Raw genomic sequence first — 1,180 nt, 5'->3', positions numbered from 1 at the left:
AAATGGCAAAGAGTAAGTTTGAGCGCAATAAGCCGCACGTCAACATTGGTACGATTGGGCACGTTGACCACGGCAAGACGTCTCTGACGGCAGCGATCACGAAGTACTTCGGCGAGTTCAAGGCATACGACCAGATCGACGCGGCGCCGGAAGAGAAGGCTCGTGGTATCACGATCTCGACGGCGCACGTTGAGTATGAGACGCCGAATCGTCACTACGCTCACGTTGACTGCCCCGGCCACGCCGACTACGTCAAGAACATGATCACGGGTGCTGCGCAGATGGACGGCGCGATCCTGGTTTGCTCTGCAGCCGACGGCCCGATGCCGCAGACCCGCGAGCACATCCTGCTCGCCCGCCAGGTTGGCGTTCCGGCGATCGTGGTGTTCCTGAACAAGGTCGACCAGGTTGACGACGCCGAGCTTCTCGAGCTCGTCGAGCTTGAAGTTCGCGAACTTCTGTCGTCCTACGACTTCCCGGGCGACGACATCCCGGTCGTCAAGGGTTCGGCACTTGCTGCTCTTGAAGACAGCGACAAGAAGATCGGCGAAGACGCGATCCGCGAGCTGATGGCTCAGGTTGACGCCTACATCCCGACGCCGGAGCGTCCGATCGACCAGCCGTTCCTGATGCCGATCGAAGACGTGTTCTCGATCTCTGGCCGTGGTACGGTTGTGACCGGCCGCGTCGAGCGTGGTATCGTCAAGGTTGGTGAAGAAGTCGAAATCGTCGGCATCCGCCCGACGTCGAAGACGACGGTTACCGGCGTTGAAATGTTCCGCAAGCTGCTCGACCAGGGCCAGGCCGGCGACAACATCGGCGCACTGGTTCGCGGTGTTAACCGCGACGGCGTCGAGCGTGGCCAGATCCTGTGCAAGCCGGGTTCTGTCAAGCCGCACAAGAAGTTCATGGCCGAAGCCTACATCCTGACGAAGGAAGAAGGCGGCCGTCATACGCCGTTCTTCACGAACTACCGTCCGCAGTTCTACTTCCGCACGACGGACGTGACGGGCATCGTCACGCTTCCGGAAGGCACGGAAATGGTCATGCCTGGCGACAACGTCACCGTTGCCGTCGAGCTGATCGTTCCGATCGCGATGGAAGAAAAGCTTCGCTTCGCGATCCGCGAAGGCGGCCGTACCGTCGGCGCTGGCATCGTTGCCTCCATCGTCGAGTAATT

At 60.5% G+C, this 1,180-nt stretch carries 1 protein-coding gene; it reads left to right on the top strand.

What is annotated here, in order from left to right; translation table 11 throughout:
* Positions 1–2: 2 nt before the first annotated feature.
* Positions 3–1,178 (top strand): elongation factor Tu, encoded by a 1,176-nt coding sequence (gene tuf / locus RHSP_RS17570; RefSeq protein WP_015339584.1) that lies wholly within the window; start codon positions 3–5, stop codon positions 1,176–1,178.
* Positions 1,179–1,180: the final 2 nt, after the last annotated feature.

Source organism: Rhizobium freirei PRF 81 (assembly GCF_000359745.1).
Classification (GTDB): Bacteria; Pseudomonadota; Alphaproteobacteria; order Rhizobiales; family Rhizobiaceae; genus Rhizobium; species Rhizobium freirei.
The sequence above is the reverse complement of the archived record's forward strand: the minus strand, read 5'-3'. Positions and strand labels throughout refer to the sequence as shown.

Bases quoted from the DNA above. Each gene is read 5' to 3' on its own strand.
- tuf (WP_015339584.1), top strand. From the start codon at position 3: ATGGCAAAGAGTAAGTTTGAGCGCAATAAGCCGCACGTCAACATTGGT.